Annotated in this window: 19 protein-coding genes; 10 read left to right on the top strand and 9 right to left on the bottom strand. The window is 64.5% G+C overall.

The window, feature by feature from the left end; all coding sequences use genetic code 11:
• Positions 1 to 17: 17 nt before the first annotated feature.
• Genes AC1DEK_RS28055 through AC1DEK_RS28035 form a run of 5 tightly spaced genes read left to right on the top strand, consistent with a single transcriptional unit; the run spans position 18 to position 4,694 of the window.
• Positions 18 to 1,196: an acetyl-CoA C-acetyltransferase gene (locus AC1DEK_RS28055; RefSeq protein WP_478128599.1), complete on the top strand. Its 1,179-nt coding sequence runs from the start codon at positions 18 to 20 to the stop codon at positions 1,194 to 1,196.
• Position 1,197: 1 nt separating this feature from the next.
• On the top strand, positions 1,198 to 1,992 hold the full coding sequence (locus tag AC1DEK_RS28050) for an enoyl-CoA hydratase-related protein (protein ID WP_478128598.1): 795 nt from the start codon (positions 1,198 to 1,200) through the stop codon (positions 1,990 to 1,992).
• Between the two features lie 17 nt (positions 1,993 to 2,009).
• The gene (locus AC1DEK_RS28045; RefSeq protein ID WP_478128597.1) at positions 2,010 to 3,173 is read left to right on the top strand and encodes an acyl-CoA dehydrogenase family protein; all 1,164 of its coding nucleotides are present in this window, start codon (positions 2,010 to 2,012) and stop codon (positions 3,171 to 3,173) included.
• A 43-nt stretch (positions 3,174 to 3,216) separates the two neighbouring features.
• Positions 3,217 to 4,473: a 6-phosphofructokinase gene (locus AC1DEK_RS28040; RefSeq protein WP_478128596.1), complete on the top strand. Its 1,257-nt coding sequence runs from the start codon at positions 3,217 to 3,219 to the stop codon at positions 4,471 to 4,473.
• Positions 4,473 to 4,694, top strand: a complete 222-nt coding sequence (locus tag AC1DEK_RS28035) for a cysteine-rich CWC family protein (protein WP_478128641.1) — start codon at positions 4,473 to 4,475, stop codon at positions 4,692 to 4,694. The genes AC1DEK_RS28040 and AC1DEK_RS28035 overlap by 1 nt, the downstream gene beginning before the upstream one ends.
• Here AC1DEK_RS28035 and AC1DEK_RS28030 read toward each other — a convergent pair.
• Complete coding sequence (locus tag AC1DEK_RS28030; protein WP_478128595.1) at positions 4,685 to 5,956, bottom strand: zinc-binding metallopeptidase family protein; 1,272 nt, start codon at positions 5,954 to 5,956, stop codon at positions 4,685 to 4,687. The genes AC1DEK_RS28035 and AC1DEK_RS28030 overlap by 10 nt on opposite strands.
• 89 nt (positions 5,957 to 6,045) lie before the next feature.
• Here AC1DEK_RS28030 and AC1DEK_RS28025 point away from each other — a divergent pair, with 89 nt between their 5' ends.
• The 4 genes from AC1DEK_RS28025 to AC1DEK_RS28010 all read left to right on the top strand — a co-directional run bounded on the left by AC1DEK_RS28025 (position 6,046) and on the right by AC1DEK_RS28010 (position 12,036).
• On the top strand, positions 6,046 to 7,518 hold the full coding sequence (locus AC1DEK_RS28025) for a DHA2 family efflux MFS transporter permease subunit (protein WP_478128594.1): 1,473 nt from the start codon (positions 6,046 to 6,048) through the stop codon (positions 7,516 to 7,518).
• Between the two features lie 31 nt (positions 7,519 to 7,549).
• Complete coding sequence (locus AC1DEK_RS28020) at positions 7,550 to 8,314, top strand: class II glutamine amidotransferase (RefSeq protein WP_478128593.1); 765 nt, start codon at positions 7,550 to 7,552, stop codon at positions 8,312 to 8,314.
• A gap of 142 nt (positions 8,315 to 8,456) precedes the next feature.
• Positions 8,457 to 10,676: a TonB-dependent receptor gene (locus tag AC1DEK_RS28015; RefSeq protein ID WP_478128592.1), complete on the top strand. Its 2,220-nt coding sequence runs from the start codon at positions 8,457 to 8,459 to the stop codon at positions 10,674 to 10,676.
• A gap of 19 nt (positions 10,677 to 10,695) precedes the next feature.
• Entirely contained in the window at positions 10,696 to 12,036 is a 1,341-nt protein-coding gene (locus AC1DEK_RS28010) for a PepSY-associated TM helix domain-containing protein (protein ID WP_478128591.1), read from the top strand.
• On the opposite strand, the gene gshB is transcribed toward AC1DEK_RS28010, so the two are convergent.
• From gshB to leuS, 8 genes are all read right to left on the bottom strand, one after another.
• A complete protein-coding gene (gene gshB, locus AC1DEK_RS28005) occupies positions 11,999 to 12,949 on the bottom strand; it encodes a glutathione synthase (protein WP_478128590.1) in 951 nt (316 codons plus the stop codon). The two genes, AC1DEK_RS28010 and gshB, sit on opposite strands and share 38 nt — an antisense overlap.
• A gap of 115 nt (positions 12,950 to 13,064) precedes the next feature.
• A complete protein-coding gene (locus AC1DEK_RS28000) occupies positions 13,065 to 14,297 on the bottom strand; it encodes a benzoate/H(+) symporter BenE family transporter (protein ID WP_478128589.1) in 1,233 nt (410 codons plus the stop codon).
• Positions 14,298 to 14,433: 136 nt separating this feature from the next.
• Positions 14,434 to 16,302 carry a potassium transporter Kup gene (locus tag AC1DEK_RS27995; protein ID WP_478128588.1) on the bottom strand — a complete coding sequence of 623 codons (1,869 nt, stop codon included), beginning with the start codon at positions 16,300 to 16,302 and terminating at the stop codon, positions 14,434 to 14,436.
• A 145-nt stretch (positions 16,303 to 16,447) separates the two neighbouring features.
• The gene (gene gshA / locus AC1DEK_RS27990) at positions 16,448 to 17,743 is read right to left on the bottom strand and encodes a glutamate--cysteine ligase (protein ID WP_478128587.1); all 1,296 of its coding nucleotides are present in this window, start codon (positions 17,741 to 17,743) and stop codon (positions 16,448 to 16,450) included.
• 142 nt (positions 17,744 to 17,885) lie between these two features.
• Positions 17,886 to 19,175 carry a glutamate-5-semialdehyde dehydrogenase gene (locus AC1DEK_RS27985; protein ID WP_478128586.1) on the bottom strand — a complete coding sequence of 430 codons (1,290 nt, stop codon included), beginning with the start codon at positions 19,173 to 19,175 and terminating at the stop codon, positions 17,886 to 17,888.
• Positions 19,176 to 19,244: 69 nt separating this feature from the next.
• The gene (gene holA / locus AC1DEK_RS27980) at positions 19,245 to 20,297 is read right to left on the bottom strand and encodes a DNA polymerase III subunit delta (RefSeq protein ID WP_478128585.1); all 1,053 of its coding nucleotides are present in this window, start codon (positions 20,295 to 20,297) and stop codon (positions 19,245 to 19,247) included.
• Positions 20,298 to 20,421: 124 nt separating this feature from the next.
• Entirely contained in the window at positions 20,422 to 20,934 is a 513-nt protein-coding gene (locus AC1DEK_RS27975; protein WP_478128584.1) for an LPS-assembly lipoprotein LptE, read from the bottom strand.
• 5 nt (positions 20,935 to 20,939) lie between these two features.
• Entirely contained in the window at positions 20,940 to 23,588 is a 2,649-nt protein-coding gene (gene leuS, locus AC1DEK_RS27970) for a leucine--tRNA ligase (RefSeq protein ID WP_478128583.1), read from the bottom strand.
• A gap of 111 nt (positions 23,589 to 23,699) precedes the next feature.
• Here leuS and glgB point away from each other — a divergent pair, with 111 nt between their 5' ends.
• Entirely contained in the window at positions 23,700 to 25,859 is a 2,160-nt protein-coding gene (gene glgB / locus AC1DEK_RS27965) for a 1,4-alpha-glucan branching protein GlgB (RefSeq protein ID WP_478128582.1), read from the top strand.
• Positions 25,860 to 26,025 lie beyond the last annotated feature (166 nt).

Genomic DNA, 26,025 nt, shown 5'->3' with positions numbered 1-26,025 from the left:
CGGACGAAGGACTTTCCATGGCAGAGGCATACATCGTTGCCACCGCGCGCACAGCGGGTGGCCGTCGCGGCGGCAAACTCGCGGGCTGGCATCCCGTCGATCTGGCGGCACAGGTCATCGACGCACTGGTGGCAAGGAGCGGCATCGACCCGGCAGCCGTGGAGGACGTCATCCTCGGGTGCGTGAGCCAGGTGGGCGAACAGGCTACCAATGTTGCGCGAAACGTCGTGCTGGCATCGAAGCTACCCGAATCCGTGCCGGGCACTTCCGTCGACCGCCAGTGCGGCTCGTCGCAGCAAGCGCTGCATTTCGCGGCGCAGGCCGTGATGTCCGGCACCATGGACGCGGTGATCGCCGCCGGAGTCGAGAGCATGACGCGCGTGCCGATGTTCACGCCCAATGCGCTGCCCGCGAAGGCGGGTCTTGGCACCTACATGAGCCCGGCGATGCAACGGCGCTACCCCGGCATCGAGTTCAGCCAGTTCACCGGCGCCGAGATGATCGCGAAGAACTACGGCATCTCGAAGGAAGCGCTCGACCGCTATGCCTTCGAGAGCCACCAGCGCGCCATTGCGGCCACGCGTGAAGGCGTGTTCAAGGACGAGATCGTGCCGATCGAGATCCGCCTCGCGGACGGCTCGACCAGCGGCGAGATGCACACGATCGACGAAGGCATCCGCTTCGATGCCACGCTGGAGGGCATCGCCGGCGTCAAGCTCATCGCCGAAGGCGGGCGCTGCACGGCCGCGACGGCAAGCCAGATCTGCGACGGCGCAAGCGGCGTGCTCGTGGTCAACGAGCGCGGCCTGAAAGCGCTGGGCGTGAAGCCGCTCGCCCGCATCCATCATCTGAGCGTGATGGGGCACGACCCCGTCATCATGCTGGAAGCGCCGATTCCCGCGACTGAGCGAGCGCTCGCCAAGGCCGGCATGAAGATCGACGACATCGATCTCTTCGAAGTCAACGAAGCCTTTGCGCCGGTGCCGCTGGCCTGGCTGCAGAAGCTGGGCGCCGATCCGGCACGGCTCAACGTGAATGGCGGCGCCATTGCGCTCGGCCATCCGCTGGGCGCATCGGGCACCAAGCTGATGACGACGCTCGTGAACGCGCTCGGCCAGCGGGGCAAGCGCTATGGCCTGCAGACCATGTGCGAAGGCGGCGGCATGGCCAACGTGACGATCGTCGAGCGCCTCTGACATGAGCTTCGTCCTCCATGAAGTCGAAGACGGCGTTGCGACGCTCACGCTCAATCTTCCGGCCAAGCTGAATCCCGTCGCCATCGATTTGCAACGCGAGCTTCGGGATTCACTCGCGCGCATCCGAAATGACCGCGAGGTGGGCGCCGTGGTGCTGACCGGCGCGGGCAAGGCTTTCTGCGTGGGCGCGGACCTGAGCGCGATGCGGCCGCCCGCCGATGGGCAGACGCTGGGTGACCAGACCGCCGAATGGATGCAGTCGATGAGCAATCCGCTGATCGAGGAACTGCGTTCGCTTCCGGTGCCGGTGGTCTGCGCGGTGAACGGCCCGGCGGCTGGCGCCGGCGTGGGGCTGGCGCTTGCTTGCGACATCGTCATCGCAGCGCGCGGTGCGTATTTCTACCTGCCGTTCTTGCCCAAGCTGGGCATCGTGCCGGACCTGGGCTGCACGTGGTTCATTCCTCGGCGCGTCGGGCCCGCGCGGGCGATGGGCATGGCACTGCTGGACGAAAAGCTGAGTGCCGAGACTGCCGCGCAATGGGGCCTCATCTGGGCGAGCGTCGAAGACGACCTGCTGCTGCTCGAAGCCCAGAAGATCGCGCAGCGGCTTGCCCGCTTGCCGGCACATGCCGTGACCGAAGCACGCAAGGCCTTCGAGGCGTCGGAGCGCCATTCGCTGCCGGACCAACTCCACTACGAGAGCGAGCGCCAGCGTGAGCTGATCGGGCAGCCGAGCTTCGCTGAAGGCGTGACGGCTTTCCTGCAGAAGCGCGCACCGGTGTTTCAGAAGCGCTGACAGAAGAGGTGACGGCAATGATCGAACGCACACTCTTCACGCCCGACCACGAGGCCTTCCGCGACAGCTTTCGCCGGTTCATGGACAAGGAGATCGCGCCTTTTCACGAAGCCTGGGAAGAGCAGGGCTACGTCGACCGCCAAGTGTGGAACAAGGCCGGCGACAACGGCTTTCTCTGCATGTCACTCCCGGAGGAATACGGCGGCTCGGGCGCCGACTTGCTCTATTCGGTGATCCAGTTCGAGGAACTCTGGGCGCGGGGCTACACCGGGATCGGCTACGGGCTGCACAGCGAGATCGTCGCGCCTTACATCCTTCGCTACGGCACGCAAGTGCAGAAGCAGCACTATCTGCCCAAGCTCGCGAGCGGCGAGATGATCGGCGCGATTGCGATGAGCGAACCGGCCGCCGGCAGCGACCTGCAGGCCGTGCGCTCGACCGCGCTGAAGCAGCCGGACGGCAGCTATCTGCTCAACGGCAGCAAGACCTTCATCACCAACGGATGGCACGCCGACGTGGTGATCGTCGTCGCCAAGACCGATCCGGCCGGCGGCGCCAAGGGCACGAGCCTCTTCCTGGTGGAGCGCGGCACGCCCGGCTTCGAGAAAGGCAAGCGGCTGAAGAAGCTCGGCCTGAAAGCGCAGGACACGTCCGAGCTGTTCTTCAACGACGTGCGCTTGCCGGCCGATGCGCTGCTCGGCGGGGTCGCCCAGGAGAACCGCGGTTTCGTCTGCCTGATGGAGCAGTTGCCGTGGGAACGGCTTCAGATCGCCATCAGCGCAGTGGCAGCGTCGCAATCGGTCATTGATCAGACGGTGGCCTACGTGAAGGAACGCAAGGTCTTCGGCCAGCCGGTGGGCGCCTACCAGAACACGCGCTACACGCTGGCGGAATTGCAAACCGAAGTGCAGGTCGCACAAGTCTTCGTCGACAAGTGCATCGAATTGCTCATGCAGGAAAAGCTCGACACCGCGACCGCGAGCATGGCCAAGTACTGGACCAGCGATCTTCAATGCAAGGTCGCCGATGAATGCGTGCAGTTGCATGGCGGCTATGGCTTCATGTGGGAATACGCGGTCACGCGCGCCTACGCCGATGCGCGGGTGCAACGCATTTACGGCGGCACGAACGAGATCATGAAAGAGGTGATCACGCGATCGATGGGACTGCCCGGACGCTGACGGGCCACTGGCGCGCTGGCGGGTGCTGCAGGAGAATGCCGCAATGCCCGCTCTCAACGCCTTCTACGCCCAGTCCGGCGGCGTCACATCGGTCATCAACGCCTCCGCCTGCGGCGTGATCGAGACCGCGCGCCGCCATCCCGACCGCATCGGCACCGTCTACGCGGGCCGCAACGGCATCCTCGGCGCACTGGCCGAAGACCTGATCGACACCAGCCGCGAGTCGGCGGAGGCGATCGCGGCGCTGCGCTCCACGCCGTCCGGCGCCTTCGGCTCGTGCCGCTACAAGCTCAAGTCGCTCGAGAAGAACCGGCGCGAGTACGAGCGGCTGATCGAGGTCTTCAAGGCGCACGGCATCGGCTATTTCTTCTACAACGGCGGCGGGGACTCGGCCGACACCTGCTTCAAGGTGAGCCAGCTGTCGCAAGCAATGGGCTACCCACTGCAGGCCATTCACGTGCCCAAGACCATCGACAACGACCTGCCGATCACCGACTGCTGCCCTGGCTTTGGGTCCGTCGCGAAATACGTCGCCGTGTCGACGCTGGAAGCCTCGATGGACGTGCGCTCGATGGCGGCAACTTCCACCAAGGTCTTCGTGATCGAGGTCATGGGTCGCCATGCGGGTTGGATCGCTGCGGCGGGCGGGCTGGTGGCCGATCAGGGCATTCCGGTCGTGATCCTCTTTCCCGAAATCCCGTTCGATCAACCGGCTTTTCTCGCCCGCGTCGATGCGCTTGTGAAGTTCCACGGCTACTGCACGGTCGTGGTGTCCGAAGGCTGTCATCACCCGGACGGCACCTTCCTCGCCGAGCAGGGCTCCAAGGACGCCTTCGGGCACGCGCAACTCGGCGGCGCTGCGCCTGTGGTGGCGCAGATGGTCAAGGAAGCCCTCGGGCACAAGTTCCATTGGGCTGTTGCAGATTACCTGCAGCGCGCTGCACGACACATCGCATCGGCGACGGACGTGAAGCAGGCCTATGAACTCGGGCAGCGGGCGGTCGAGCTCGCCATCGAAGGAAAGAACTCGGTCATGCCCACGATCGAACGCCTCTCCGACGTGCCCTACTCGTACCGCATCGGCACGGCGCCGCTCGATGCGGTCGCCAATGCCGAAAAGTTCATGCCGCGCGACTTCATCTCGGAAGACGGTTACGGCATCACTGAAAAATGTCGCCGGTATCTGCTGCCACTGATTCAGGGGGAGGACTATCCGGCCTACCGCGATGGCCTTCCGGTGTACGTGACGCTGCAAAACCACGCTGTGCCGAAGAAGCTCCAGGCTTTCGAGATCGCGTGATGGGCGAGACCGCGCCAATCGATCCCTCGCGCTGTCCGCTTTGCGGGCAAGCGAACCGCTGCGCGCTGGAAATCGAACGCGAAACCGGCCGCAAGCAGGCTTCGTGCTGGTGCATGCAGGCCGACTTCAGCGCCGAGCTTCTCGACAAGGTGCCTTTGGAAAGGCGCGGGCTGGCTTGCATTTGCGCAAGCTGCGCTGCGCTCGCCATCGTTCAGGACTGAGGGGCGGCCTGTGTCGCCGCTGACGGTGCGGGTGCTGGCGCCTTCGGCGGCTGGTCGCCGCGCTCACGCTGTTCGGTGATCACCCGGTGAATGAACTGGAGCTTGCCGACGGCGGCGCGCGGCAGCACGAACGGGTAGTAGTCGGGCTGCCCCATGCTGCGCGAGAGCTCGTTGAGCACATTCGTGAGCCGCACCCAGCCGTTGAGGAAATCCAGGAATTTGGCAGCGTCCGGATGATCGGGCTCCCAAAGGTCCGCGGGCTCGAAGAGGTCACTGGCGAGTTCGACGTTGTGCGCATCGATGCCGAAGCTCATGGCCGTGTCGGCCGTGTCGGCCATGTGAAGATAGTGCGCCCAGGTTTCGGCCCAGTCTTCCCATGGGTGAGAGCTCGCATAGCTGGTCACGAAACGAACGGCCCAATCCGGCGGCGGACCGTTGTCGTAGTGGTTGCGCAGCGCCGCAGCGTAGTCTGCGCGCTCATCGCCGAACAGCTGTCGAAAGCTGTCGATCCACGGCGTCGGCGCGACCAGCAGGTCCCAGTAATAGTGGCCGATCTCGTGCCTGAAGTGCCCCAGCAATGTGCGATAGGGCTCTCGCATCTCGGCTCGGATGCGCTCGCGAACGGAGTCCTCAGCCTCTTCGGCGTTCAGCGTGATGACCCCTGTGTCATGCCCGGTCAATACGTGCGGCCCGCCGGGCGTGTTGCTGAGAAAGTCGAACGCGAGGCCATGCACCGGGTCGCTCAAGCGCGTGACCACCGGCAGTCGCAGCGCGAGCAGTTGCGAGATCAGCCGGCGTTTGGCCAGTTCGAGGTTTCGCCACAGATTGCCGTTGTTCTCGACCGAAAGATCCGGGATGGTGCGCGTGACGCTGCACGACAGGCAGAAGCCCGGCGCGAGGCCCTCGACGTTGAAAGCGGGATCGTCGCCTTCGCGCGGCGCGGGCACCATCCAGTTGCAGGCTGCCGGGGTCAAGAGGTTGGCGCAGCGGCGGTATGCCTTGCCCTCGGGGTCTCCGAAGACGGTGAAGGTGTCCGGCTCGGCGCCTTCGTGCGTGGACGGCGCCAGTGGGACCACGCCGAGCCGTTCGATCACATAGCCCAGGGGCGTGTGGCACGCGAGGCACTCGCTGTTGCGCAGGAAGACCGGTCGGCCGCACTGGCACTGATAGGCGCGGGTGAGCGTGGGGGCATGGAGTTCCAGCGCCTGGCCTGCCTGAACCTGAAGCCGACCTTGCTGGTCTTGCTGGTCTTGGGTTTGCATGGCCCATTGTGGCCGGGGCGTCGGAAGCGTATCGGCACCCAAAACGCCGATATCCTTGTAGGACGCCTGAATCGCCCCGCTTGAGCTTGATGACCTCCCCACCTCCCCACGCCCTCAGCATCCGCTACGGCAAGCGATATCGCTGGCTGTTGCTGATCTCTGTCATGGTGGGGGTGATGGCCTCGATCATGTCGTCCACCATCGTGAACGTGGCCATTCCGGGCATGAGCCACCACTTTGCGCTCGGGCAGGAGCGCGCGCAGTGGGTCAGCTCCGGCTTCATGGTGGCGATGACGGTCTCGATGCTGACGACGCCGTGGCTGCTGTCCCGCTATGGCTACCGCCGAACCTATGTCGGCACGATGGTGCTGTTGCTGGCGGGCGGATTGACGGGCGGGCTGGCGAGCAGCTTTTCGCTCGTCCTGCTCGCACGCGTCGCGGAAGGGCTGGCTGCGGGCGTCGTGCAACCGATCCCGGCCATCATCATCCTGCGCGCGTTCGAGCCGCATGAGCAAGGCCGTGCGAGCGGCATCTTCGGCATGGGCGTGGTGCTGGCGCCGGCGATCGGGCCGAGCATCGGCGGCGTGCTGGTGGACCTCTTTGGATGGCGCTCGATCTTTTTCATGGTGGTGCCGTTCTGTATCGCCTCGATCTGGCTGGCCTTCAAGTTCGTGCCGACCACGGCGCCGGGCGGGGTGGCCGCGGAGCGCGGCAGCGGGCTGGACTGGCGAGGCCTGACGCTCGGCACCGTCGGCACGCTGTGCCTGCTGAACGGCTTGGTTGAACTGCGCGGCGACGCCCCACTGCAAGCGGCCGCGCTGCTGGTGGCCGCTGCCGTGTCGTTCGCGGCGTTCCTGGCCTGGCAGGCCCGGCTGGGGGCGAACGGCGGGGCGCCACTGATGAACCTGGCGCTGTTCAAGTACCGGCAGTTCGCCATGGGAAGCATCGTCGCCTTCATCTACGGCACTGCGCTGTTCGGATCGACCTACCTGCTGCCCGTCTATATGCAGGTCGGATTGCAGCTTTCCGCATCGCACGTCGGCACCATCCTCTTGCCCGCCGGCATCGTGCTCGCCCTGACGATTGCCGGCGTAGGCCGGCTCGCCGACCGGCATCCGACCTATCTGCTGGTCAGCATCGGCCTGGTGCTTCTGGCCGCGTCGTTCGCGCTGATGATGGTGCTGCATCTCGACAGCGGGATCTGGCTGCTGGTCGCCTTTGCCATCGTGGGCCGCCTCGGGTTGGGGTTCATCCTTCCGTCGCTCAATCTCGGATCGATGCGCCCGCTCGCAAAGCCGCTGATCCCGCAAGGCGCCAGCGCCATCAACTTTCTGCGCATGCTGGGCGGCGCCGCCGGCGTCAGCCTTTGCGCGATCGTTCTCGAGTGGCGCTTGGCCGCTCATGGCGATTCGCTCAGCAATCCGGTGAGCAGCGCCGCCCGCCTGGCCGCCTTCGACGAGGTATTCGCCATGTTGGCCGCACTTTGCGCATTGGCCATCTGCGCCGCGCTGCAATTGCGCGAAAAAGCTCCCAAGGCGCTGAGCGAGCAGCCGGTGCAGTAAATCGCATGGCCGCGCGGGTAAGCTAGACCCCATGTGCCAGCTCCTGGGAATGAACTGCAACACGCCCACCGACGTGACCTTCAGCTTCACGGGCTTCGCGCAGCGCGGCGGGCGAACCGACCATCACGCGGACGGCTGGGGCATTGCCTTTTTCGAGGATCGCGGGCTGAGGCACTTCGTCGATCACCAGCCGGCCTGCGCGTCACCCGTGGCCGAACTGATCCGGCGCTATCCCATCAAGAGCCGCAATGTCATCGCGCACATCCGCAAGGCGACGCAGGGCGCGGTCAACCTGCAGAACTGCCATCCCTTCGTGCGGGAGCTGTGGGGCCGCTACTGGGTCTTCGCTCACAACGGCGACCTGAAGGATTTCAGGCCCCGCCTGCACGGCAACTTCCATCCCGTTGGCAGCACCGACAGCGAACACGCCTTCTGCTGGATCATGCAAGAGCTTGCGAAGTCCCATGCTGGCGTTCCGAGCGTCAGCGAACTCACGCTCACGCTGCGCGAACTGGCGCCGCGCCTTGCGGCCCATGGCACCTTCAATTTCATGCTCTCGAACGGACAGGCGCTGTGGGCGCATGCGTCCACGCATCTCTGGTATGTGGAGCGCAAGCATCCGTTCGTGACGGCAGAGCTGTCGGACGAAGATCTGAGCATCGACTTCGCCGAGCACACGACCCCGAACGATCGCGTCGCGGTCGTAGTGACGGCGCCGCTGACGACCAACGAGGCGTGGACGGCTTTTGCGCCGCAGGAGCTGGCGGTGTTCGTGGACGGCCGCCGCAACGGCTGAGGTCGGCGTCCGCGGCTGCGCCGAACTCTTTTTGACATGAAAACAACGTGTCCGGCTCTTTTGGGGCGGGTGGGATTCTTCGTCCGCAAGTCGGCGGAGATAATAATCATTCTCATTTCCGTAGCCAAAAACGAGCCCCCTCATGCTTCCAGTCAGGTTTCCCCTCCGTCCCGCCGCTCTTGCCACCACTCTCGCCCTGCAGGCGCTGATCGCAACCGCGCAAACGACGCCAGCCGCACCGGCCGAATCGGGCGGGACTTTGGCCACGGTGACGGTCGAAGCCAGCGCAGACGCATCGGCTGCCGGCCTGGCCAAGCCGTTCGCCGGCGGGCAGGTCGCGCGCGGTGGACGCTTCGGGGTTCTGGGCACGCTGGACAACATGGATTCGCCCTTCAGCGCGACGAGCTATACGAACGAGCTGATCCAGAACCAGCAAGCACGCAGCGTGGGCGACGTGCTGTTAAACGACCCTTCGGTGCGCGTTGCGCGCGGCTTCGGCAATTTCCAGGAGACGTACTTCATCCGCGGCTTCCTCCTGGGCTCCGACAGCATCGCGTACAACGGCATCTACAGCCTGCTGCCGCGCCAATACATCTCGTCCGAGCTCTTCGAGCGTGTCGAAGTGCTGCGCGGCCCCAGCGCTTTCCTGAACGGCTCGGCGCCCGGTGGAGACGGCATCGGCGGCTCGGTCAACCTGTCGCCCAAGCGAGCGGGCAACGAACCTCTCACGCAGATCACGCTGGGAGGCGCCACGGGCTCGGAGTTCTATGGCGCGGCGGACATTTCGCGCCGCTTCGGACCTGACGACAGCACGGGCATCCGGGTCAACGCCGCGCATCGCGAGGGCGGCACGGGCGTCGACAACGAAGGCGTGAACCTCGACGTCGCATCCGTCGGTCTCGACTGGCGCAGCCGCAATGCGCGCCTTTCCGCCGACGTCGGCTATCAGGATCATCGCCTGAGCCAGACCCGCACCAATGTCACGCTGGCAAGCGGCCTCACCCGCGTGCCGTCACCGCCGGACGCCAAGACCAACTGGGCACAGCCCTGGACCTATTCGAACGAACGCGACACCTTCGGCACGGTGCGCGGCGAGTACGACTTCAGCGACAACGTCACCGGCTGGTTCGCCGCCGGCGCGCGCAGCGGCAGCGAAGCCAATTCGCTCGCCAACATCACCGTCGACAACGCATTCACCGGCGCAGGAACCACGTACCGTTTCGACAATACGGGCGAAGAAGACGTGAAGGCGGGCCAGGTCGGCATTCGCGGCACCGTCAAGACGGGCCCGGTCAAGCACGCGCTGGTCGCGTCGTACGACTACTTCAACTCGGAGCGAAAGAACGCCTATCGCTTCGACTTCCTCAACACGCAGGCGACCAATCTCTACAACCCTGTCTATTCGCCGCTGCCGGCCTTCGGCCCTCTCTCGCTTGGCGGCAACAACCTGGCTTCTCCCGCGCTCACGCAAGAAAAGCGGCTGACGAGCTATGTTCTCGGCGACACCATGTCCTTCATGGATGACACGCTGCTGTTCACCCTGGGCGCACGCCGCCAGACGATCAACGTCGACAACTTCGCATACGACACCGGCGCCGCGGCAGGCGGCAGCGACCAAAGCCATACCAGCCCTGCCGCTGGCGTCGTCTTCAAGTTCAGCAAAGAAGTGTCCGCCTACGCGAACTACGTCGAAAGCCTCGCTCCGGGCGAAACGGCGCCCGCGCAGATCGGCGGGCTTCCCGTGGTCAACGTGGGCCAGGCGCTGGACCCCTACGTCGCGAAGCAGCAGGAGATCGGCGTCAAGTACGAAGGCGCCGGCCTCGGCGCCACGGCAGCGCTGTTCTCCATCGAAAAGCCGCGCGCATTGCGCAATTCGGCCGGCCTGTTCGTGGCGGAGGGCCAGGACCGCCACCAAGGTCTCGAATTCACGGTGTTTGGCGAACCGGTCAAGGGCTTTCGCGTCCTTGGCGGGGTGACCTTCCTCGACGCCGTGCAGCGAAACACCGGCGACATCGCGACCAACGGCAACAAGGTCATCGGCGTGCCGGACCAGCAGGGCACCATCGGGCTCGAATGGGACGTGCCGGGCGTGCCCGGCCTGACGCTGGACGGCCGCGTGATCGCCACCGGCGGCAGTTATGCGAACGATCTGAACACGCTGCGCGTGCCCGGCTGGGGCCGCCTGGACCTGGGTGCCCGCTATGTCACGGGCGTCGCCGGCAAACTCGTGACGCTGCGCGCGCGCGTCAACAACGTCGCCAATCGCGACTACTGGGCGTCCGTCGGTGGCTACCCAGGCTCCGGCTACCTGGTGCTCGGCAATCCGCGCACCTTCAGCCTGACCGCTTCCGTCGAGTTCTGAGCAGAGAAAGAGGACAGCCATGCGCGCAATCTGGACGGTGGTCCATCGCTGGCTGGGACTGGCGGTCGCGCTCTTCCTGATCGTCGCCGGCCTCACCGGCGCGGTCACGTCGTGGGACCACGAGCTGGACGAGTGGCTCAACAGCGATCTGTATCTGACCGACAGCCAGGGACCGTTCCGCGATCCGATGGCGCTTGCCGCCGCCGTCGAGGCATCGGATCCGCGCGCCAAGGTCTCCTACATTTCGCTCGGCTTCGAGAAAGGCCATACCGCAGGCTACTTTGTCGAGCCGCGCATGGACCCGGCCACGGGCCAGCCCTACTTGCTCGGCTACGACAAGGTCCACGTCGATCCCGTGACGGGTGAGATCAAGGGGCGGCGCGACACGCACGCTGTCTCGCTGTCGCGCGAGAACCTGATGCCCTTCCTTCGCACCGTGCACTACAGCCTGCACATTCCGGCGATGTGGGGCACGGACCGCATCGGCTACTGGATCATGGGCACCGTCGCGCTCGTGTGGCTGCTCGACAGCTTCGTGGCGCTCTACCTGACCATGCCGCGACGCCGGCGTGTTCCGGCGGGCTCCCGTGCACCGCACCATCGCGACGCAGCGACCTGGTGGGCGCGATGGAAGCCCTCTTGGCTGATGCGCTGGCGCGCCGGCGGCTACAAGCTCAATTTCGATCTGCACCGAGCGGGCGGGCTGTGGATCTGGCTGGCGATCATCGTCATCGCCTTCACTTCTTTTTCGCTCAACCTCTACCGCGAAGTTTTTTATCCCGTGCTGTCGCTGGTGTCCAAGACCACACCCGGCCCTTACGAGACGCGCGCGATGGTGCCACTGGGCCAGGAAGTGACGCCGAAGCTCGGCTTTGCCGAGGTGGTGCGCATCGCCGACGCGGAAGCAAGGGCACGCGGATGGACGACGCCGCTCGGCGGCATCTATTACGAGAAGCGCAGCGGCTTCTATAACGTGTCGTTCTTTCAAGCCGACGATGACCACGGCGAGGCCGGCATGGGCCTGAGCAATCTCTACATCGACGCGCAGGACGGCCGCGTGCTGAGCCAGAACCGTCCATGGGAAGGAACTGCGGCCGATATCTTCGTGCAGTTGCAGTTCCCGCTGCACTCGGGACGCATCCTTGGGCTGCCCGGGCGCATTCTCATGTCGTTCATGGGCGTGATGGTGGCGATGCTGTCGGTCACGGGCATCGTCATCTGGGCGCGCAAACGCCGGGCCCGCCTGCTCCAGGCGCAGCTTGGGCATGGAAGGCCGGGCACACGGCGTGCGGCGACCAAGGCCGCCGGGGCCGCCGACTCGGTCAAGCCTTCTTCAGCTCCGCTTCGAGCGCGTCGATGAACATCGCCGGCACGTCGAAGCCGGTCTGTTCGGTGATCTCCTGAAAGCACGTGGGGCTCGTCACGTTGATCTCGGTCAGCGAGCCGCCGATCACGTCCAGGCCGATCAGCAGCAGTCCGCGCGCGCTCAGCACCGGTCCGATGGCCTCGGCGATCCGGCGGTCTTGATCCGTCAGCGGCTGCGCCACACCCTTGCCACCCGCGGCCAGATTGCCGCGCACTTCGGTGCCCTGAGGAATGCGCGCGAGGCTGTAGGGCACCGCCTGCCCGCCGACTACCAGCACGCGCTTGTCGCCTTGCGAGATTTCGGGCACGAAGCGCTGCACCATGATGGTCTGCGCGCCGTCCTTGTTGAGCGTCTCGATGATCGATCCGAGGTTGAGGGCGTTTGACGTGACGCGGAAGATGCCCATCCCGCCCATGCCGTCGAGCGGCTTCAGGATGATGTCCTTGTGCTCAGCATGAAACGCACGCACCGCGGCTGCATCGCGCGTCACCAGCGTCGGCGTGGTGAACTCCGCGAACTCCATGATCGCGAGCTTTTCCGGGTGATCGCGCAACGCGCGCGGCTTGTTGACGACGAGGGCGCCCTCTCGCTCGGCCTGCTCGAGCAAGTGCGTCGCGTAGATGTATTCGGCGTCGAAGGGCGGGTCCTTGCGCATCAGAACGACGTCGAAGCCGTGCAGCGGGCGCTCTTCAACGGATTCTTCGCGGTACCAGTCGTCCGGCGAGCCGGTCAGTGTGATCGCACGCGCCTTGGCAGTGACCGGCCGGCCGCGCTGCCAGCCCAAGTCGCGCGGTTCGCAGACCGAGATGGCATGGCCGCGGCGCTGCGCTTCCCGCATCATCGAAAAGGTCGTGTCCTTGTAGATCTTGAACTGGGAGAGCGGATCGGCGACGAAAAGAATGTGCATGTCAGTTGCTCCACTGCGCGACGCGCCCGAATTGGCCTTGCCGCGCCGCAGCGGCTGTCTTTGAAGAGAAGGTAGCGACCCGACGAAGTGGGCGAATCTGGGAAAGTGCTGGCATTCAGGAAGTCTTTCGAACGTTGTCGGACTCGATCTTGCGGGCAGCGGCGATGTCCTTGCCCGCGAAAGGTCTGCGCCCCAATTGCTGAATGCCCAGTGCGATCGCCCCGGCTACCACGCCCCAGAAGGCCGAGCCGATGCCAAGCAACGTCACACCCGAGAGCGTGACGAGAAAGGTGATCAGCGCCGCTTCGCGATGCGATTCGTCCTTCACGGCGGCAGCAAGCCCGCCGCCGATCGTGCCAAGGAGCGCCAGGCCGGCGATCGCGGCGACGAGCTCTTTCGGAAACGCCGTCAGCAGCCCCGTGACCGCCGCGCCAAAAAAGCCGATCACCACATAGATGGCGCCGCAACTCACCGCCGCTGTGTAGCGGCGTGCCGGATCTTCGTGCGCCTCGCGCCCCATGCAAATCGCCGCAGTGATGGCGCTGAGATTGAGCGCAAACGCACCGAAAGGCGCCAGAACCAGCGTCGTCAGTCCACTGATCGTGATGAGCTTGGACACTGGCAATTCGTAGCCGGCCGCCCGAATGGCAGCAACGCCCGGGAGATTCTGAGATGCCATCGTCACCACGAACAGCGGCAGCGCGAGGCTGACCACAGCCTGCCAACTGAACACCGGCGTCGTGAACACCGGCATCGCCACGCTGAAATGCACCGCGCCCCAGGCAAGGTCGCCGCGCGCGGCAACGAAAACAATCGCCACCAACAACGTGAGAGGAACCGCATAGCGCGGAAGCACCCGCTTGCCCACCAGATAAGTGCCCAGCATCAGCAGCACCAGCGGCAAAGCCGTCTGCGCTGCCACAAAGGCCTGCAGCCCAAACCGCGCCAGCACCCCCGCCAGCAAGGCAGAAGCCAGCGCCATCGGAATCTTGTTCATCACCCGCTCGAACCATCCGGTGGCGCCCGCAGCCGTCATCAGCACTGCACAAACGATGAACGCCCCCACCGCCTCATTCATCGAGTACCCCGCCCCTGCCACCGCCAGCACGGCCGCCCCTGGCGTGCTCCAGGCAATCATTACCGGCTTCCGCCACCAAAGCGAAGGCACCGCCGAAGCCAACCCCATCCCAAGTCCCAGCGCCCACATCCACGAAGAAATCATCTCCGGCGTAGCCCCAAACGCCTGCGCAGCCTGAAACACGATCGCCACCGAACTCGTGAACCCCACGAGCACCGCAACAAACCCCGCAGTAAAAGCCGAAAGACTAAGGTCCCTGAAAAATCGCATGCCGGGATTGTGCCGCCCAACACCCCACCCCGCTCATCCCAGAAACACCGCGGAACTGGCTTTGCCAGGCCGCTGGTGTTGCCCCCGGTCAGGGGGTAGGCGAAGCGACACGAAGTGCGCGTAGCCTGGGGGCGAGTCAAATCTCGATTTTCGAGCCCAGCTCCACCACAGCGTTGTTAGGCAACCCAAGGAAGTCCGCAGCGCCGCTGGCGCTGTGATGCATCTGCGCAAAGAGCTTCTCGCGCCATGGGGCCATGCCGCTGCCCAGCGTGGGGATCACCACGTCGCGCGACAGGAAGTAGCTGGTCGTCATCGCCTCCAGCTGGCATCCGCGCAAGCGCGCATGTTCCAGCGCGCGCGGCAGGTCGACGTCGTTCTTGAAACCATAGTGGACGATGATCTGCCAACAGTGATGCCCGAGCGGTTCCATCTCGATGCGCTTGTCCATGGGAATCCAGGGCACCTCGTGGTTGCGCACGGTGACGAACAGGTTCTGGTCGTGCATCACCTTGTTGTGCTTCAGGTTGTGCAGCAGCGCATTCGGCACGACGCCCGGCTCCGCCGTCAGGAACACCGCCGTGCCATCGACGCGCGCCGGCGGACTGACAAACACCGAGTCGAGAAAGCTGCGCAGGTCGATGGCTTCGGCCAACTGCAGCTGACCCATCAGCCGCCGGCCTTCTTTCCAGGTCAACATCAGCATGAAGATCGACCCACCGATCAGCAGCGGGAACCAGCCGCCCTCGAAGAGCTTGAGCAGGTTCGACGCGAAGAACATGAAGTCGACCACGAAGAAGGCCCCGGTCGCGCCGATGCACAGGATCAGCGGGTACTTCCATGCATACCGGATGACGAAGAAGGTCAGCACCGTCGTGATCAGCATGTCGGTCGTCACGGCGATGCCGTATGCAGCCGCCAGGTTGCTGGACGAGCGGAACATCAGCACCGCCAGCACGATGGCGACGAACAGGCCCCAGTTGACGAAGGGCATGTAGATCTGCCCGGTGGTGCGCACGCTGGTGTGCTCGATGTTCAGGCGCGGCAGATAGCCAAGCTGGATCACTTGGCGAGTGACGCTGAAGGCGCCCGTGATGAGCGCTTGCGATGCAATCACCGTGGCCGCCGTTGCAAGAAAGACCAGCGGCAACAGCGCCCATTCGGGTGCCATCATGAAGAAGGGGTTCTTCACCGCTTCAGGGTTCTCGAGCAGCAGGGCGCCCTGTCCGAAGTAATTGAGCGTGAGCGCCGGCATCACGACCGAGAACCATGCGACGCGAATCGGCCGCTTGCCGAAGTGCCCGAGGTCGGCGTAAAGCGCCTCGGCCCCGGTCACGCAGAGCACCGTGGCGCCCAGGATGATGAAGCTGGTGAGCGGATTGCCCCACATGAAGCGCAGCGCATAGTGTGGGCTCATCGCCTTGAGGATCTCGGGGTGGGTCACGATCTGCGACACGCCGAGCAGCGCGATCGCCAGGAACCACGTCAACGTGATCGGCCCGAAAAACCGGCCGATGCCTGCGGTGCCGCGCTTCTGCACCGCGAACAGGCAGAACAGCACGACGAGGGTGATCGGGATCACATAGTGCCGGAACTCGGGCGACACGACCTCCAGGCCCTCGACCGCCGAGAGCACCGAGATGGCCGGGGTGATGACGCCATCGCCATAGAAGAGCGAAGTGCCGAAGATGCCGACCACCAGCAGCACGCTGCGCAGCCGCGGTTTGTCGACCACCGCCTGCGATGCCAGCGCCAGCATCGCGACCAGCCCGCCTTCGCCTTCGTTGTCCGCCCTGAGCACGAGGACCACGTACTTGATCGAGACGATGACGGTCAGGGTCCAGAAGAACATCGACAGGATGCCGTAGACGTTCTCGATGGTGAAAGGGACGTGGCCGTGGCCGAAGACCTCCTTGACCGCATAGAGAACGCTGGTGCCGATATCGCCGTAGACGACGCCGATCGCAGCGAGGATCAACGCAAGGGAGGAGGATTTTGGGGCGGACACGAAGTCGATGCAGAGGGCGTTGGGGTGCTGCACCCGTGCGCGCCAGCGACGTTGATGGTCGCCGGTCGCCTCCGCCCTCGTTTTGCGTTGCTATGGGGTCGCTATTTTGCCGCCGCCGCAGGGGCCTGCAATATGTACTCCGAAATCATTCATATATTTCGGCGTCGGGGTTCGTGGCCTCGAGTTCGTAGCTCGCCGCGACCATCGCCAAGCGCCCGATCACCCCGTACATGTAGAAGCGGTTGGGTGCGCTGGCGCCGGGCTTTGCCCCCGGTTGCGGTAAGTGCGCACTCTCCGAAAAGGCAAGCGGCACGAAGCTCGCGCCCGGCAGCTTGAGGTTTTCGTCGGGATTGCGCTCTGCATGAACACGGTAGAAGCCGCCGACCACGTAGCGGTCCATCATGTAGACGACCGGCTCGGCGACGCCGTCATGCACGCGTTCGTTCGTGAGCACACCTTCCTGCACGATCAGTTCGCTCGGCTCCTGCCCTTCCTTGGCCGAGCCGGTCTTGCTGCGCGACTTGCGGGCGAGCGCTTCGATTTCCTTGGCATCGCGCACCGTCACGACGCCCAAGCCGTCTCTTCCGTTGTCGGACTTGACGATCACGAAGGGCTTCTCGTTGATGCCGTATTCCTTGTACTTGCGGCGAATCTTGGTCAGAAGCGCGTCCGCGTGGCTGGTCAGTACGTCAACGCCCTGGCCGGTCGAGAGATTGATTTCGCCCGCCTTGGCGAACATCGGATTGATCAGCCACGGATCGATGCCCAGCAACTTGCCGAAGCGCTTGGACACTTCTTCATAGCTGTGAAGATGATTGCTCTTGCGCCGCACCGACCAGCCGGCGTGCAGCGGCGGCAACAGGTACTGCTCGTGCAGGTCTTCGAGAATGCCCGGCGTGCCGGCGATAAGGTCGTTGTTGAGCAGGATCGTGCAGGGATCGAAATGCTTGAGCCCGAGACGGCGCTTGCTGCGAACGACCGGCTCCAGGCACACCGTCTCCCCGTTCGGAAGCTCGATCTTCTTGGGCGACTTGATGGCTGGGTCAATCGAGCCGACCCGGACATTGAGCCCAGCCATGTGGAAGATGCGTACGAGTTGAGCAACATTCGCCAGGTAGAAGGTGTTGCGCGAATGGTTCTCGGGGATCACGAGCAGGTTGCGCGCTTCGGGGCAGATTTTCTCGATGGCTGCCTGCGCCGCCTGCACGGCCAGCGGCAGCATCTCCTGCGTCAGGTTGTTCCAGCCGCGCGGAAACAGGTTGGTGTCGACCGGCGCCAGCTTGAAGCCGGCGTTCCGAATGTCCACCGAGCTGTAGAACGGCGGCGTGTGCTCCATCCATTCGAGTCGAAACCAGCGCTCGATGGCCGGGGTTGAATCGAGAATGCGTTGCTCGAGTTCGTTGATCGGGCCGTTCAGGGCGGTGACGAGATGGGGGACCATGCGGCGGCCTTCTTTGATTTGCAGCTTGAGCTAAGAGCGAATTGTAGATTTGGGGCCCAATGCCCCAATGACAACCCATCCCGCCCCGGGAACCAGACCAGAAACACCGCGGAACCGGCTTTGCCGGGCGCGAGCCTGGGGGTCAGCTTCTGGTCTCGCCTTGGCCCAGCACCACGTATTTGAGGGACGTCAGCCCCTCGATTCCTACCGGCCCGCGAGCATGGAACTTGTCGGTGCTGATGCCGATTTCAGCGCCGAGTCCGAACTCGAAACCATCTGCGAATCGCGTGCTGGCGTTGACCATCACGCTGGCCGAATCCACTTCGCGGAGGAAGCGCTGTGCGTTCATGTGGTCGCGCGTGACGATCGCGTCGGTGTGATGGCTCGAATAGCGATTGATATGCGCAATCGCCTCGTCGACGTCCTCGACGACCTTGATACTGATCACTGCGGCGAGGTATTCCTCCGACCAATCCGATTCGACCGCATCCACTACGGCCTTCCCACTCGTCTCCAGGCTTTCTCGCAGGATCCGCGCGGCGGCAGGGTCGCATCGCATCTCGACGCCCTTGGCCGCGAAAATGGCGCCGATCTCGGGCAGGAAGGCGTCGGCGATCGATGCGGCCACCAGGAGGCCCTCAGCGGCATTGCAGGGGCTGTACTTCTGCGTCTTGGCGTTGTCGACGATCTTCACGGCCATGTCGAGTTCGGCTGTGTCGTCGACGTAGACGTGGCAATTGCCGTCCAGATGCTTGATCACCGGCACCTTGGCATCGCGGCTGATGCGCTCGATCAGCCCCTTGCCGCCGCGCGGGATGATCACGTCGACGAATTCGGGCATCGCGATCAACTGGCCGACGGCTTCGCGGTCAGTGGTCTGCACGAGCTGGACGGCGTCGGCAGGCAGGCCCGCCTCGGCAAGCGAATCGGCGACGAGCAAAGCCAGCGCCTTGTTCGATTCAATGGCCTCCGAACCTCCCCGGAGGATCGCGGAGTTGCCGCTCTTGATCGCCAGGCTCGCCGCCTCGATGGTCACGTTCGGACGGCTCTCGTAGATCATGCCGAACACGCCGATCGGCACGCGCATCTGGCCGACGCGGATGCCGCTGGGCTGCTGCTTCATCCCGATCACTTCGCCGATCACGTCGGGCATGGCTGCCAGTTGCTCGCAGCCCAGGGCGACGGTCTCGATCACCTTTGGCGTCAGCTTGAGCCGGTCAACCATGGGTGCAGAAAGGCCGGCGCCTTCGGCGCGGGAGAGATCCTTGGAATTGGCTTCGGCGAGCACGCCGCCAGCAGCGCGCAAACGGCGCGCCAAAGCCTTCAGAGCCTTGTTCTTGGTGGCGGCGTCCGCGCGCGCCATCAGGGTCGAGGCGTGCTTGGCCTGCGCACCCAGGGCCCGCACGTAGTCGGGGACATTCAGCATGTTCATTTGCGGATTGTGCCGCGCCCATGAAGAGCAATGGGCATGAAGGGGCGAGTCCGCACCATTCCTGTGCGCTTATGGATTTGCGCACGCGCGGCAAAGCATCAGCGCCAACCGCTGGAGGGCTTGCCAGCCGTCCGCGGACCAGTCAGGCTGCTTCAGTCCCTTGACGATGCCGTCGACCACGTGCGCTGCACGCAGCAGGCGCGCCAGCGCGCGATCGTCGACCCGCGGCAACACGCGCTCGAAAGCTCGCTCGCGCGGACCCCAGATCCGGTTTTCGCGCAGCGCCATGGGCAAGGGCCGTCCGGCGGCCATGGCGTCTTTCACCCGCTTCAGCGCGCGGATGTCCTCTGCAAGCGTGTAGTGGACCAGCACCTCGGCCTCGCCTTCGGCCTGCAATCCCTCGAGCATCCGCGCGACGCGCTGCGGATTGCCGGCCAGCACGGCTTCAGACAGCTTGAACACGTCATAGCGCGCGACGTTGTTCACCGCACCTTCGACCTGCTCCCAACTCAATTCGCCCTCGGGGTAGAGCAGCGCCAGTTTCTGGATTTCCTGATGCGCCGCGAGCAGATTGCCTTCCACCCGATCGGCAAAGAACTGCAACGTCCGCTGACCCTCTTCCCCGCTCTTGACCCGCTGCCCCTGCTGCGCGAGCCGCTGCGCGATCCATTGCGGCAAAGCGGCCCGCTCGATCGTCTCGATCTGCAGGCTGACCCCGTTGTTCTCCAAAGCCGAGAACCAGGCGCCCGTCCGCGTCGCCTTGTCCAGACGAGGCAGCATCACCAAAGTAAGAGTGCTGTCATTCCCTTGCGCTGCTTCCGCGATCTGCTGAAGGGCCGCACTGCCGTCCTTGCCCGGCTTCCCCGAAGGAATGCGTATTTCGACAATCTGCCGATCCGCAAAAAGGCTCAACGAGCCTCCCGCCGCCAGCACCGCGCTCCAATCGAAATGCGCCCCAGCCACCGTATAGGCGCTCCGCTCCGTGTATCCCCGCACCCGAGCCGCCGCCCGAATGGCGTCCGCAGCCTCCTGAGCCAGCAATGCCTCGTCCCCATGAATGACGTAGAGCGGCGCCACCCGCTGAGCCAGATGCCCCAAAAGCTGCGCGCTGGTCAGTTGCATATCCAAGAGCAAAGTGAAGCGAGCCGATCCCGCAGAACACCGCGGAACCGGCTTTGCCGGGCCGCTGGTGTTGCCCCCCGCGGGGGGTAGGCGAAGCGACACGCAGTGCGCGCAGCCTGGGGGGTCATATCTGTCTAGCTGCAGCGAGACGCCGAAGAAGCTGCTGAGCAATATCCGTCTGCATGTCCCGGTACAGCAGTTCGGTTTCCGATTCTTTCGCCAGCGCCACGGTTTCGTTGTAGGTGATGTCGCGCGACTGCTGGATCTCGGACGGTGGCAGCAATTCCTTGCCGCCCTTTCCGCGCAACCTGAAGCGCACCCTCAGGACCAGTTGCATCTCCCGCACCTGGCCCGCCGAGTTGGTCGAGATCACGACGTTCTCGCGGTTCTCCGCCAGGATGTCGAGCACGGCCTCGGCTTTCTCTGCCTGGTCGGCCGGCAGCACCTCGACGGTTCCGGTCGCTCGAAGATTGCGACGCACGTAATTGGCAAACGGCGTGGTGCTCGGCACCACGGCGATGGTCTTGAACGAAAAGGTCGGCGCCTTGCGCAGCTCGAATCCGCATCCGGCCAGCACGAACACGGCCGAAGCAGCCGCGAGGAAGCCGCGGCGCGGCAAAACGTGTCGCGGGGTCATGCCGCTCATATCACCACGTTCACGAGCCGCCCCGGCACGACGATGACCCGCTTGGCAGGCGCGCCCTCCGCATGCTTGACGAAGATCTCGCTGGCAAGCGCGAGCTTCTCGATTTCCGGCTTCGTGGCCGTTGCAGGAACATGCAGCGATCCCCGGAGCTTTCCGTTGATTTGCAGCATCAGTTCGATTTCGTCCTGCTCCAGCGCAACGACGTCGACCGCCGGCCAAGGCGCGTCGAGAAGATCGCCCATGTCCTTGTCGTAGCCAAGCTCGTGCCAGAGCTGGTGCGCGATGTGCGGCGTCGCCGGATAGAGGCAGCGCAACAGGATGCCCATGCCTTCGCGCACTGCCGCGCGGTCGCCGGCGTCCGCAGCCTCGGGCTTGAACCCTTCGAGCGCGTTGAGCAGCTTCATCGAGCCCGACACCACCGTGTTGTATTGCATGCGCTGGTAGTCGTAATCGATCTGGCGCAGCACCGTGTGCACTTCGCGTCGCAGTTCCTTGGCACCCTTGCCGAAGACCGGCGCCTTTTCCTTTTTGCCGGTCGCGGCGGCGGGCTCCGCGCCCTGAAGCGCCACGCCAAAATTCCAGACTCGCCGCAGGAAGCGATAGCTGCCCTCCACCGCCGCGTCGTTCCATTCGAGCGTCGCTTCGGGCGGCGCCGTGAACATCGTGTACAGGCGCGCGGTGTCAGCGCCGTATTTTTCGATCAGGTCCTGAGGATCGACGCCGTTGCGCTCGGTCTTGCCCATCTTGCCCACGCCACCGTATTCCAGCTTCGTGCCGTCAGCCAGCGTCCCGCCGGTGATGCGGCCCTGCGCGTCGAGCACCGGCGTCACGTCCGAAGGCGGGAAGTAGTCCTTGCCGCCCTTCTCGCCGCGCGTATAAAAGATGTGGTTGAGCACCATGCCCTGCGTGAGCAGCTTGCTGAAAGGCTCGTCGACCTTGACGAGCCCCAGGTCGCGCATCACCTTGGTCCAGAAGCGCGCATAGAGCAGGTGCAGGATCGCGTGCTCGATGCCGCCGATGTACTGGTCCATCGGCATCCAGTACTTCGCGCCCTCGGCCACCATGGCGTCGTCGTTCTTCGGATCGCAGTAGCGCATGAAGTACCACGAGCTGTCGACGAAGGTGTCCATCGTGTCGGTTTCGCGCCGCGCGGCCTTGCCGCAGACCGGACACACGACGCCGGCATGGAAGCCTTCGTGCTTGGCGAGCGGATTGCCCGATCCGTCCGGCACGCAGTCCGTCGGCAAGACCACCGGCAGATCTTGCTCGGGCACCGGCACGGCGCCGTGCTCTTCGCAATGGATGATCGGGATCGGCGTGCCCCAGTAGCGCTGGCGGCTCACGCCCCAGTCGCGCAGTCGCCAGGTGGTTTGAAGGGCGCCCAGTCCCTTCTGCTCGAGCGCGTGCGCCACGGCCTTGACGGCCTCGATGTGCGACATGCCGCTGAAGTTGTCCGAATTGATGGTGACGCCGCGCTGCTTGTCGGCGTACCAGTCCTGCCATCGGTGGTAGTCGAAATGCGGCTCGTCGTCGACCAGGACGACCTGGATGATCTCGATGCCGTATTTGTTGGCGAACGCGAAATCGCGCTCGTCGTGCGCGGGGACGCCCATCACCGCGCCGTCGCCATAGCTGATCAGCACATAGTTGCCGACCCAGAGCGGAACCTCTTCATCGGTGAGCGGGTGCGTGACGGTCAGGCCGGTCGGTACGCCCTTTTTTTCCTGGGTGGCGAGTTCGGCCTCGGTGGTGCCGCCGCTCTTGCACTCTTCGATGAAGGCGGCGAGCTCGGGATTGTTCTTGGCGGCGTGCAGCGCCAGCGGGTGCTCCGGCGCGACGGCGCAGAAAGTGACGCCCATGATGGTGTCGGCGCGCGTCGTGAAGACGTACATGCGGCCGCCCTGGATCAACTGGCCCTTCTCGTCCTTGATCTTGTGCTTGAACGCGAAGCGCACGCCTTCGCTCTTGCCGATCCAGTTTTCCTGCATCAGCTTGACGCGCTCCGGCCAGCCAGGGAGCTTGTTCTGCGTGTGCTCCAGCAGTTCCTCGGCGTAGTCGCTGATCTTGAGGTAGTAGCCCGGGATCTCGCGCCGCTCGACCGTGGCGCCGGTGCGCCAGCCCTTGCCGTCGATCACCTGTTCGTTGGCAAGCACCGTCTGGTCGACCGGGTCCCAATTGACGACTTGCGTCTTGCGATAGGCGATGCCTTTTTCGAGCATCTTGAGGAACAGCCACTGGTTCCACTTGTAGTAGCTCGGATCGCACGTCGCGATCTCGCGGCTCCAGTCGATCGCCAGGCCCATCGCCTGGAGCTGGGTCTTCATGTAGCCGATGTTCTCGTACGTCCACTGCGCGGGCGGCACGCCGTTCTTGAGCGCAGCGTTTTCGGCCGGCAGGCCGAAGGCGTCCCAGCCCATCGGCATCAGGACGTTGTAGCCGCTCATGCGCAGGTAGCGCGTGAGCATGTCGTTGATGGTGTAGTTGCGCACGTGGCCCATGTGCAGCTTGCCGCTGGGGTACGGCAGCATCGAGCAGGCGTAGTACTTCTTTTTGCGCGCGTCCTCGGTCACGCGATAGGCGTCGGCAGCGGTCCAGTAGGCCTGGGCTGCGGACTCGACGTCACTGGGTTTGTAGCTGGGATTCATTGGGCTTGGGCAAGGCCGGCGCCAGGCGGCCGGGGAAGGCGGATTATCGCGGCTAGAGGCATGGCGCACTTCTCGCGTGCCACAATGATTTACGAACCGGAGAGCCGCTCCATGACACCTGATGCCGAAGTCGGTGCGTTGATGCGTGCCGAGCATGGCGACCCCTTCGCCGTCCTCGGTCCGCACCAGACGGACGAGGGGCTCGAGATTCGCGCGCTGTTGCCGGGCGCGAAGTTCGTGACGGTCATGCAGTCGGGCTCAGGCTGGCCGCTGGCGGAACTGGTCCGGCAGGGCGGCAGCGATCTGTTCGCCGGGCTCGTTCCTGCATCGGAAGCCCGGCTCGGCTATCGCTTTCACATCGACTGGGGCGGGCACACCTCGCTGCTCGAAGACCCCTATCGATTTCCGCCCGTCCTGGGCGAAACGGACGTCTGGCTGCTGGCGGAAGGCACGCATTTGCGGCCTTTCGAGCAACTCGGCGCCCATTTGCGCGAAATGGATGGCGTGCGCGGCGTCGCTTTCGCGGTGTGGGCGCCGAACGCGCGCCGCGTTTCGGTGGTGGGCGATTTCAACCAATGGGATGGGCGTCGCCACATGATGCGGTTCCGGCGCGAATGCGGCGTATGGGAGATCTTCGCGCCCCATGTCGCGCCGGGCGACAGCTACGAATTCGAAATCCTGTCGGCCCACGGCCATGTGCTGCGCAAGGCCGATCCCTTTGCATTCTCCGCGCGCCTGCGCCCCGACACCGCCTGCGTCGTTCAGCCGCTGCCGCCGCCCGCCAAAGTGCCGACCGTCCGCGCCCAGGCCAATGCGCGCAACGCGCCCATCAGCATCTACGAGGTGCACATGGGCTCCTGGCGGCGCAAGAACGGCCACGAATGGCTCGACTACCGCGAGCTGGCCGAAACGCTGGTGCCCTACGTACACGACATGGGCTTTACCCACATCGAGCTCTTGCCGATCAGCGAGCATCCGTTCGACGGTTCATGGGGCTATCAGCCGATCGGCTTGTACGCGCCGACGTCGCGCTTTGGGACGCCCGGTGATTTCCGCGCCTTCGTCGAAGCGGCACATGCGGCCGGACTCGGCGTGATCCTCGATTGGGTGCCCGCGCATTTTCCGACCGACTCGCACGGCCTCGGCACCTTCGACGGAACCGCGCTGTACGAATACGCCGATCCGCGCGAGGGCTTTCATAACGATTGGCAGACGCTCATCTTCAATTACGCGCGAACGGAGGTGCGCAACTACCTTGTCGGCAACGCGTTGTATTGGCTGGAGCGTTATGGCGTGGACGGCTTGCGTGTGGATGCAGTGGCTTCGATGCTCTACCGCGACTACAGCCGCGAACCCGGCGAATGGGTGCCCAACGCACAGGGCGGCCGCGAGAACCTCGAAGCCATCGACTTCCTGCGCCGCATGAACCATGTCGTGGGCGTCGAGCGGCCCGGCACCGCGACCATTGCCGAGGAATCGACCAGCTTCCCGGGCGTGACGCGTCCTCCCGAGAGTGGCGGCCTTGGTTTTCACTACAAGTGGAATATGGGGTGGATGAACGACACGCTCGCCTATGCCGGGACTGACCCTGTCTTTCGTAAGTTCCACCATCGGCTCATTACCTTCGGGCTGATGTATGCGCATTCGGAGAACTTCGTCTTGCCGCTGTCGCACGACGAAGTTGTGCATGGCAAGGGTTCGATGATCGGCCGCATGCCGGGCGATGTCTGGCAGAAGTTTGCTGGGCTGCGCAATCTGTACGGCTACCTGTGGGCTTATCCGGGGAAGAAACTGCTCTTCATGGGGGGCGAGTTTGCGCAATGGGCCGAGTGGAATGCCGATCGCGGGCTGGATTGGCACCTGCTGGAGCAGGCTTCTCATCAAGGGGTTCGGAGGCTGGTGAAGGACCTGAACAACGTGTACCGGCACTTTGGTGCGCTGCATGAGCTGGACTGCGAGGCGCGGGGGTTTGAGTGGCTCTGTCATGACGACGTGGAGCAGTCGGTGTTTGCGTTTTTGCGGCGGGATGCGCAAGGGGGGTTCGTGGTGGTGGTTTGCAACTTCACGCCGGAAGTTCGGTATGGGTATCGGGTGGGGGTGCCTTTGGCTGGGGTTTATCGGGAGATTATTAATACCGATAACTTGATTTATGGGGGGAGTGGGGTGGGGAATGGGGTTGTGAGTAGTGAAGCTGTTGGGTGGCATGGGCAGGGGGAGTCTGTTGTTCTGACTTTGCCTCCTCTGGGGACTGTGATGTGGGTGTTGGGGTGAGGGGGTTTGGTGAGGGGGTTGGCCGGGACTCGCCCCGGCGGGCGACTTACTTTTCTTTGGGTCGCCAAAGAAAAGTAAGCAAAAGAAAGGCGACCCCACTGTGCGCGTCCCTGCGCTTCGCTTCGGGCAACCTGCGGTGCTCGCTTCAGGCGGGGTCCGCGCGAAA

The organism is Variovorax sp. 10N420 (assembly GCF_056394705.1).
This window is presented reverse-complemented; position numbering and strand designations above follow the sequence as displayed.